General features: G+C 69.3%; 10 protein-coding genes. 6 read left to right on the top strand and 4 right to left on the bottom strand.

Annotated elements, in window-relative coordinates:
* Positions 1–182: hypothetical protein (locus tag A5782_RS26460; RefSeq protein WP_197694177.1), on the top strand; the 182-nt coding region annotated here is incomplete at its 5' end.
* A 30-nt stretch (positions 183–212) separates the two neighbouring features.
* Positions 213–500 (top strand): hypothetical protein, encoded by a 288-nt coding sequence (locus A5782_RS09845; protein ID WP_067098707.1) that lies wholly within the window; start codon positions 213–215, stop codon positions 498–500.
* Between the two features lie 213 nt (positions 501–713).
* On the opposite strand, the gene A5782_RS09840 is transcribed toward A5782_RS09845, so the two are convergent.
* From A5782_RS09840 to A5782_RS09830, 3 genes are all read right to left on the bottom strand, one after another.
* Positions 714–1,178, bottom strand: coding sequence for a lipoprotein LpqH (locus A5782_RS09840; RefSeq protein WP_067098704.1), 465 nt, complete (start codon positions 1,176–1,178; stop codon positions 714–716).
* A 61-nt stretch (positions 1,179–1,239) separates the two neighbouring features.
* Positions 1,240–1,569 carry a hypothetical protein gene (locus A5782_RS09835; RefSeq protein ID WP_156623871.1) on the bottom strand — a complete coding sequence of 110 codons (330 nt, stop codon included), beginning with the start codon at positions 1,567–1,569 and terminating at the stop codon, positions 1,240–1,242.
* A 345-nt stretch (positions 1,570–1,914) separates the two neighbouring features.
* Positions 1,915–4,050 (bottom strand): acyl-CoA dehydrogenase, encoded by a 2,136-nt coding sequence (locus tag A5782_RS09830; protein WP_067098698.1) that lies wholly within the window; start codon positions 4,048–4,050, stop codon positions 1,915–1,917.
* Between the two features lie 344 nt (positions 4,051–4,394).
* On the opposite strand from A5782_RS09830, the gene kstR reads away from it, so the two are divergent.
* Positions 4,395–4,994, top strand: coding sequence for a cholesterol catabolism transcriptional regulator KstR (kstR, locus tag A5782_RS09825; protein ID WP_066867395.1), 600 nt, complete (start codon positions 4,395–4,397; stop codon positions 4,992–4,994).
* 13 nt (positions 4,995–5,007) lie between these two features.
* Here kstR and A5782_RS09820 read toward each other — a convergent pair whose 3' ends face one another.
* Positions 5,008–6,087 (bottom strand): LacI family DNA-binding transcriptional regulator, encoded by a 1,080-nt coding sequence (locus tag A5782_RS09820; protein ID WP_067098694.1) that lies wholly within the window; start codon positions 6,085–6,087, stop codon positions 5,008–5,010.
* A 258-nt stretch (positions 6,088–6,345) separates the two neighbouring features.
* Between A5782_RS09820 and A5782_RS09815 the strand changes: the two genes are divergently transcribed.
* The 3 genes from A5782_RS09815 to A5782_RS09805 are packed head-to-tail and all read left to right on the top strand — an operon-like array spanning position 6,346 to position 8,788.
* Positions 6,346–7,053 (top strand): sensor domain-containing protein, encoded by a 708-nt coding sequence (locus A5782_RS09815; RefSeq protein WP_067098691.1) that lies wholly within the window; start codon positions 6,346–6,348, stop codon positions 7,051–7,053.
* A 59-nt stretch (positions 7,054–7,112) separates the two neighbouring features.
* Positions 7,113–7,871, top strand: coding sequence for a LamB/YcsF family protein (locus tag A5782_RS09810; protein WP_067098688.1), 759 nt, complete (start codon positions 7,113–7,115; stop codon positions 7,869–7,871).
* The gene (locus tag A5782_RS09805; protein WP_067098685.1) at positions 7,871–8,788 is read left to right on the top strand and encodes an MBL fold metallo-hydrolase; all 918 of its coding nucleotides are present in this window, start codon (positions 7,871–7,873) and stop codon (positions 8,786–8,788) included. The genes A5782_RS09810 and A5782_RS09805 overlap by 1 nt, the downstream gene beginning before the upstream one ends.
* Positions 8,789–8,798: the final 10 nt, after the last annotated feature.

Genomic DNA, 8,798 nt, shown 5'->3' with positions numbered 1-8,798 from the left:
GGGGGCGGTGGGGGGGGGGGGTGCAGTTCTTGTACCAGGCGGGACAAACCGTGGGCATCGACGACGTCGAGCCGTTCGCCGGCGCCTGCTGCCAGGAGCTCGGCGGCGTGTTATTCGGCGCCGGCTGCTGCCACGGGCTTGGGGTCGTGTTCTTCGGCGGCGTCGTACCCGAGCCCCCGTAGCCGGAACTGGGACCGGGGGCGGGGGCGGGAGTGCAGTTCTTGTCCCAGTTGGGGCATTCCGTCGGCATCGGGGCCGTCGTGCTGTGCGGCGGTGGCGTCGACTGCCACGTGCTGGGCGGCGGTGACGTGCTGTGCGGCGGTGGCGTCGACTGCCACGTGCTGGGCGGCGGCGGTGTGCTGTGCGGCGGTGGCGTCGACTGCCACGTGCTGGGCGGCGGTGGCGTGCTGTGCGGCGGTGGCGTCGACTGCCACGTGCTCTGCGGCGGCGGGGTGCCGTGCGGCGCAGTTGCTATCGGCGGCGTGCCGGTGCCCCCGTAACCGGGGTTGGGACTGGGGCTACCAGAACAGCCCTTTTGCCAGCTGGGGCACGGCGGGGGGTCCAGCGGGGCGGAGTTCGCGAAGCCCCCGTTGACAGCCGTTACGGACATGCCCAGGCCCGTCGCGACTGCCGCTGCTGCGGCGAGGCGTTTGATAGACATTTGGTTGCGTCCCCTCTCGGGCTTGGGTCCGAACGATTCCGCTGGGCCTGCGCTACGGGCAGGTCACGTCGATCTCGAACGGTTTGGTCACCGGCTTCGGCTGGTGGGGATCGCTCACATCGGCACCGGTCGCCGTTCCCTTGATCTGAATGGAGTTGTCGCCCACCGCGGCGCCGGCGTTGCCGCCCTGCCCCTTTGCGGCGTCGGCGTAACCGAGCGTGACGCCGTCGACGTTGCCCAGTCCGACCGCGTGAACGATTGGCGGGTTGTCCTTGCTGACCACTGCCCCGATGCCTTTGGCCGGGTCGCCGATGCCGATGTTGATGTTGTCGCCGGCCGGTTTACAGGTGACCGGACCGCTCACGTTCTGGTTCTTGCCGTCCACGATCACCTGCGGCCCGGCGGCGGGCGCCGCCGAGTTGGACGCTTGCGAGTTCGATTTATTGCCGGAACAGCCAGCGCCACTGGTGATTACGATGGCCAGGCTGGCTACACCGACGATGATTCGACGCTTCACCGCTGTTCTCCTTCATGGGGGGTGTCCACTGTTCGCGACCCCGATTCGCAAACCCGATGGTTTACTGCGCCGGGCCGGGGATTTGGTAAGCGCACCTACCGGCCGTGTGTTCGGCGAGCCTGACGGACTGGCCGTCCACGCCGATCGCGCAGTCGTGCGGGCCGCCGGTTTTGTCGGTGTAGTTCAACGCCAGGTACGGGCTTCCGGTCACCTGCACGGTCTGCGACCAGGGGACTGAAACCCAGGTCGTGGTGCTCGCCGGATACACCGGGGTTCCGGGGTCCGGGATGACGGAGTAGACGTCGCCGCCGCCGAGGATCCGGTACACAACGGTATGTTGCGCCGGATCGGCCTTGGCGGCGGGCAACATGGCCGGCGGCGCAGCGCTCATCGCTATGGCAACAGTCGCCAGCAAGCCGGCCAGGGCGCTCGGCCGTGGCGCCCTGCCGGCGCGGACAGGTCGGCAAGAGTCAGCATTCAGGTCGTGGTAAGCCGAATCCATTGGCATGGCGTCCCTTTCGATACGCAACCGCCGACATGCAGGCACACCCGCAGTCTCGTGTTCGGCGATGAAGCAACTCTCGCCAACGCGGTGGCTATAAGCTAAGGCCGCGCACTGACCTGTCTCAATTAGGGATTTCCCTACACTTTTCGCCCAACGGGGTCGCTGCGACCTGCTATCGACCGTTAATGCCGGGCGAACCCAGGCAACGCTCTGGGTGGCCGAAACCCCTTGTTAGCGGGGCAGGCCGAGGAGTCGCTCGGCGGCGACGGTGAGCAGGATCTGCTCGGTGCCGCCGGCGATGGTGAGGCAGCGGGTGTTGAGGAAGTCGAACACCGCCTGGTTGTGCACCAAGCCGCCGCCCTCGGACACGTCCATCGTGTATTCGGCCAGGGCCTGGCGGTAGCGGACACCGATGAGCTTGCGCACGCTGGACTGCGCCCCCGGGTCTTGGCCGCCCACGGCCAGCTGGGCGATCCGCTGGTCCAGCAGCGCGCCGGTCTGAGCGGTGACGATCAACCGCCCCAGCCGGTCCTGCTGGGCGCTGTCGAGGTCGAGTTCGGCCAGCACCTCGAGCAGCTGCTCCATCGGGTTGCCCAGCGCGGTTCCGTTGGCCATTGCGACGCGCTCGTTGGCCAGTGTGGTGCGGGCCAGCCGCCAACCGTCGTTCACCTCGCCGACGACCAGTTCGTCGGGCACGAACACGTTGTCCAGGAACACCTCGTTGAACAAGGAGTCGCCGGTGATCTCGCGCAGTGGGCGGATCTCGATGCCCGGTGAGCTCATCTCCACCAGGAAGTAGGTGATGCCTTTGTGTTTCGGCGCGTCCGGATCGGTGCGGGCCAGGCACACGCCCCACTTCGCCTTGTGCGCCGCCGACGTCCACACCTTCTGCCCGGTCAGGTTCCAACCGCCGTCGGTCCGGACCGCTTTGGTGCGCAGGGAGGCCAGGTCCGAGCCCGCTCCCGGCTCGGAAAACAGCTGACACCAGAGGAATTCGCCGCGCGCGGTGCCCGGCACGAAGCGCTCGATTTGTTCCGGGGTGCCGTGCTCGAGGATGGTCGGCGCCGCCCACCAACCGATCACCAGGTCCGGGCGGGCCACGCCGGCCGCCGCCAGCTCCTGATCGATCAGGAGCTGCTCGGCCGGTCCCGCGCCACGCCCGTAGGGCGCCGGCCAGTGCGGTGCCTGCAGGCCGGCCTCGGCCAGCGCCGCCTGCCGCTTCGCCTCGGGCAGCTCGGCGATCTGGGCGACGGCGGCGGCGATCTCCGGCCGCTGGTCCTCGACCTCGGTGAGGTCGATACCCAGGCGGCGTCGCACACCCGCCTGGGTCAGCGCGGTGATGCGGCGCAGCCAGGTCTCGGCACCGCCCAGGAAGCGACCGATGGCATGCGCCCGGCGCAGGTACAGATGCGCGTCGTGCTCCCAGGTGCAGCCGATGCCGCCGAGCACCTGGATGCAGTCCTTGACGTTGGCCTTCACAGCGGCAATGCCGGTGCCGGCGGCCAGCGCCGCCGCGATGGAGAACTGGGATTCGTCGCCCTCGGCGGCGGCACGCGCGGCGTCGGCGGCGGTAACCTCGGCCTGCTCGGCGCGGCACAGCATCTCGGCGCAGAGGTGCTTGACGGCCTGGAAGCTGCCGATCGGCTTGCCGAACTGCTCGCGGACCTTCGCGTAGTCGACGGCGGTCTCCAGCGACCATCGGGTGATGCCGGCCGCCTCGGCGGCCAGCACCGTCGCGGCCAGCTCCTCGACGCGGGTGCGCGTGTCCGACACCACCGTGGCCGGCGCCGAGGTCAGGACGACCCGGGCCAGTGGCTGGGAGAAGTCGGCGGCCTGCAGCGGTTCGATCTGCACGCCCGCGCTCTCGGTGTCGATCAGCAGCCACTTGCCGTCGGCGGGCGCCAACAGCACGGCGCCGTCGGCGACGCCGAGCGCGAACGGCAGGGTGCCTGAGGCCTTCTCGGTCGCGCTGTCGAACTGGATGTCGCCGTCCAGCGCCAGTCCGGCGAAGCGCTCCCCGGCGGCCAGCGCAGCCAGCAACTCCTGGTCGTAACCCGCCTCGGAGAGGACCATGGTGGCCAGCGCGGTCGTGGCGACCGGCCCGGGGACCAGCGCTTTGGCCGCCTCCTCGACCATCGCGCACAGGTCTTCGATGCTGCCGTCGGCGCCGCCGAACTCCTCGGGGATGGCGACGCCGAAGATGCCCAGTTCGGCCAGCCGGGAGAACACCGGCCGCCAGGCGTCGGCCTTACCCTGCTCCACGTCGCGGATCGCGGCGGTGCCACCCGCCCCGGACGTCGAATTGCGGGCCCAGTCGCGCACCAGGGCGCGCGCGGCGAACTGCTCGTCGGTGACGGTCGCTACCACCTGAGGACCTCCGCGTCCTTGACTCGACGTGACAAGGGGGCTGGGTCCCCTGTCCTGATTGTCCGATCTGCCCCCGCGCGCGGGTACTCCTCCACCACAAGTTGCCACGCAACCCGCTCGTTCCAGACTAGAACGTGTTCTAATAGTGCCAGTGATCGACCGTCAAGTCGAACGCCATTACAGCAGCACATGCGCTTGTCCCCGGCGGTATGGAGGTGGGAAATTCACACGCAGAATGCGTATCGTTTGCAAACGAACCGCCCGGAACAGGAGCAAACCGTCACATGCCAGCCAACGCAAATCCGAGCCGCGTTTCTGACTCGCAGCCGCGCGAGGTCATGAACGTGGCGGTACTGGCGGAGTCCGAACTGGGGTCGGAGGCGCAGCGGGAACGCCGTAAGCGCATCCTGGATGCCACCATGGCCATCGCCTCCAAGGGCGGCTACGAAGCGGTGCAGATGCGTGCGGTGGCCGATCGCGCCGATGTAGCGGTGGGGACGCTGTACCGGTATTTCCCGTCGAAGGTGCACCTGCTGGTGTCGGCGCTGGGCCGCGAGTTCAGCCGGATCGACGCCAAGACGGACCGCTCGGCGATGACCGGGGGCACGCCCTTTCAGCGGCTCAACTTCATGGTGGGCAAGCTCAACCGCGCGATGCAGCGCAATCCCCTGCTGACCGAGGCGATGACGCGTGCCTACGTGTTCGCCGACGCGTCGGCGGCCAGTGAGGTCGATCAGGTCGAGAAGCTCATCGATTCGATGTTCGCACGCGCGATGGCCGACGGCGAACCGACTGAGGACCAGTACCACATCGCCCGGGTGATCTCGGACGTGTGGCTGTCGAACCTGCTGGCGTGGCTGACCCGGCGGGCCTCGGCGACCGACGTCAGCAAGCGGCTGGACCTCGCCGTGCGGTTGCTGATCGGCGACCAAGACTCCAAGTAGCCCCGTCCACCGCTCACCCCGGCGGCCCGGCGGTGCGGCCCCGGATGAGCTCGGTGTCCAAGAGCTCGACGGCCGGCAAGCCCGATCGTGGCGGATTCAACAACAGCTCCCCGGCCAGGCGACCCTTCTGCAGGCTGGACTGCGACACCGTGGTCAGGCCGCGGTTGACGGCCTCGGGCACGCCGTCGAAGCCGGTGATGGTCATCTGCCCGGGCACGTAGATGCCGTGTGCCCGCAGGTAATCCATGGCGGACAGGGCCAGAATGTCCGCGGTGCACATCAGCGCGGTGATCCGCGGATTGGCCTCCAGCGCCACCTTGGCGGCCGCGCCGCCCGATTCGGGCAGGTGCTCGTAGCTTTCCACCACGGTCAAAGAATCGGGGTCGACGCCGGCGGCGGTCATCGCCTCCCACACGCCGATGATGCGCTCGCGTTGCACGTCGAAGGCGGGTGAGCGCAGCCTGTCGGCGTCCACCAGCCCTTGGCGCCGGTCCCGGCCCAGCCGCATGGTGAGCAGCCCGATCTCGCGATGCCCCAGTCCCAGTACGTAGTCGGCGAGCTCGCGCATCGCCTCGCGGTCGTCGATGCCCACCCGCGAAACGCCGGCCAGCCCCTTGGGTTGGTCGACCACCACGATCGGCAACCGGCGCTGCAACACCACCTGCAGGTACGGGTCGTCGTCGCACACCGAATAGACCACGAAGCCGTCCACGCCGGCCGAAAGCACCGCCGCCGCACCGTCTTTGAGGCTGCGGCTCGGCCCCACGGCCACCAGCAGCAGCCCCTGCCCCAGCGCTTCGCAGGACTGCGCCACCCCGGTGACGAAGTCCCGTGCGGCGGGGTCGCTGAAGAAGTAGGTCAGCGGTTCGGCCATCACCAGACCGACCGCGCCGGCCTTGCGGGTCCGCAACGATCGCGCCACCGGATCGGGGCCGGCGTATCCCAGTCGCTTGGCCGTCGCGAGTACGCGCTCACGCAGGTCCGGGGACAGCTGATCGGGCCGGTTGAAGGCATTCGAGATCGTCGTGCGCGAAACGTTGAGCTCGTCCGCCAACGACGCCAGAGTCGCACGCCGACGCGGTGTGGGACTCACGTTCGGTGAGGCTACAGCGGATCGGGGCCCGCGCCTACGAGCTTCAGCTTGCGCCGTTGTAATGGAAACGGTTTTCATTAGTATGATGAATCGGCTGACTGGCCGGCCGGAGGAAATCGGACGTGCCGGCCCGCGGGATTCCGATCTACGCGTTGGGCATCGTGTTCGCCGCCCTATCGGATCTGCTGGTTGATCGGGTGTCGGCGGGAGGCGGCCGCCTAAGCTGGGCGCACACATTGGCCCCACGTCCGAAAGGCAATGGTGCGCCGGCGAATCGCGTTCTTGGTGCAGGCCGTGTCCGCCCTGGCGGCCGGCTGCACCACGGTCGTCGGCGGAAGCGCGTCGCCTGCGGACACCTCCGGCCCGCTGTCCCAGACACCGGTTGCCGCCGCGTCCCTGGATGGGCTGCTGCTCGACGCGGACCAGATCAACTCCTTGCTTGGGGCGGGGATGCGGCTTCGGTACAGCGCGCAGGCGATGTGGGACGCGAGCCCGACTTTCAGCGACAAGGCTTGCCTGGCGATGGACGGGCCCGCCCAAGAAGCCGTCTACGCGGACAGCGGCTGGACCGCGATGCGCGGCCGGCGCCTCGATGACAGCTTCGACGACCCCACGGTCCGCAACGACTCCGCCATCCAGGCCGTGGTTGCGTACCCCTCGGCGCGTCAGGCCAGCATGTTCTACGACACCTCGGTGCGGCGGTGGTTTGCCTGCGCCAATCGCACGTTTTCCGAACATCCGTTGGGCAAGCCCGAAATCGTGTGGACGGTGGGCGACGCCCACAAAGTCGGCGGCACGCTCAGCACGTCCGAAGTTCAGAACAGCAGCGACGGCTGGGCGTGCCAGCGGGCGCTGACCGTGCGCAACAACGTCGTCGTTGACGTCGTCACCTGCGGCTCCTTCCTGCCCGGCGGGTCCGCGGTCGACCTCGCCCAGCAGATCGCGGCCAGGGTCGCCAAGCAGTAGCCGGTGCTGGGCGACCGCCTCGCGTAGGGCATCCGCAGGCGTCCCCATAAGCTGAGCGGGTGGCCGGTATCGACCTCAACGCCGACCTGGGCGAGGGCTTCGGCGTTTGGCGCCTGGGTGACGACGACGCCATGCTCGGCCTGGTCACCAGCGCCAACGTCGCGTGCGGTTTCCATGCCGGCGACCCCGCGGGCCTGCTGCGGGTATGCCGGTCGGCAGCCCGGCGTGGGGTCCGCATCGGAGCGCAGGTGAGCTATCGCGACCTCGCCGGGTTCGGCAGGCGCTTCATCGATGTCACCACCGAGGACCTCATCGCCGACGTGGTGTACCAGATCGGCGCGCTGCAGGCGGTGGCGCACGCGGCCGGTTCGACGGTGTCCTACGTCAAACCGCATGGCGCGCTGTACAACACGATCGTGACCCATACCGAACAGGCTGCCGCCGTGGCCGAGGCGGTGCGCCTGGTGGACGCCGGGTTGCCGGTGCTGGGCACGGCGGGCTCAGCGTTCTTCGACGAAGCAGCCCGGCGCGACTTACGCACGGTCGCAGAGGCTTTCGCCGACCGGGCCTACCGGCCCGACGGCCGGCTGGTGTCCCGTCGCGAGCAGGGCGCGGTGCTGGCAGACCCGGCGGCGATCGCCGACCGGGTGGCGAGCATGGTCGACTCGGGGCAGGTCACCGCGATCGACGGTACCGCGCTCACCCTGAGCGTGGAATCGGTGTGCGTGCATGGCGATTCGCCGGGCGCGGTGCAGATCGCCACCGCCGTTCGCGGCCGCCTCGAGGCGGCCGGCACCGACATCAGGGCCTTCTGCTGATGCGGTTGAAGCTCGGACGCCCCGACATCGCGCGGTACACGGACCGGTTCGACGCGCCCGCCGCCGAACCCGGCGCGCTCGCGGTGACCTGGATGGGCGTGGCGACCCTGCTGATCGACGACGGCGCGTCGGCGTTGATGACCGACGGCTACTTCTCCCGGCCGAGCCTGGCCAAGATCGCGGCGGGCAAGGTGGCGCCCTCGCCGGCCCGCGTCGACGGATGCCTGGCCCGGGCCAAGGTGTCGCGCCTGGCGGCGGTCATTCCGGTGCACACCCACATCGACCACGTGCTGGACTCCGCACTGGTTGCCGACCGCACCGGCGCGCAGCTGGTCGGCGGGCAATCCGCGGCCAATATCGGGCGCGGATACGGGCTGCCGGAAAACCGGATCGTCGTCGCGGTCGACGGCGAACCGATTCGGTTGGGCGCCTACGACATCACCCTGATCGAATCGCACCACTGCCCGCCCGACCGGTTTCCCGGCGTCATCGGCGAACCGGTGACCCCGCCGGTGAAAGCGTCGGCGTACCGCTGCGGGGAGTCCTGGTCGACGCTCGTGCACCACCGGCCGACCGGGCGGCGGCTGCTGATCCAGGGCAGTGCCGGCTTCGTCAGGGGCGCCCTGGCCGGTCACCGCGCCGACGCCGTGTATCTGTCCGTCGGGCAGCTGGGGTTGCAGCCGCGGTCATACCTGGTCGACTACTGGACCGAGACCGTGCGCGCGGTGGGCGCCCGCCGGGTGATCCTCATTCACTGGGACGACTTCTTCCGCCCGCAGACAAAACCGTTGCGGGCCTTGCCCTATGCCGGCGACGACTTGAACGTCTCCGTCCGCGTCCTCGACGAGCTGGCCGCACGCGACGGTGTCGCGGTGCACCTGCCCACGGTGTGGCGGCGCGAAGACCCTTGGAAGTGAAACGGTTCAG

The sequence above is a fragment of the Mycobacterium sp. 852002-40037_SCH5390672 genome (assembly GCF_001665875.1).
Taxonomy (GTDB): Bacteria; Actinomycetota; Actinomycetes; order Mycobacteriales; family Mycobacteriaceae; genus Mycobacterium.
The sequence above is the reverse complement of the archived record's forward strand: the minus strand, read 5'-3'. Positions and strand labels throughout refer to the sequence as shown.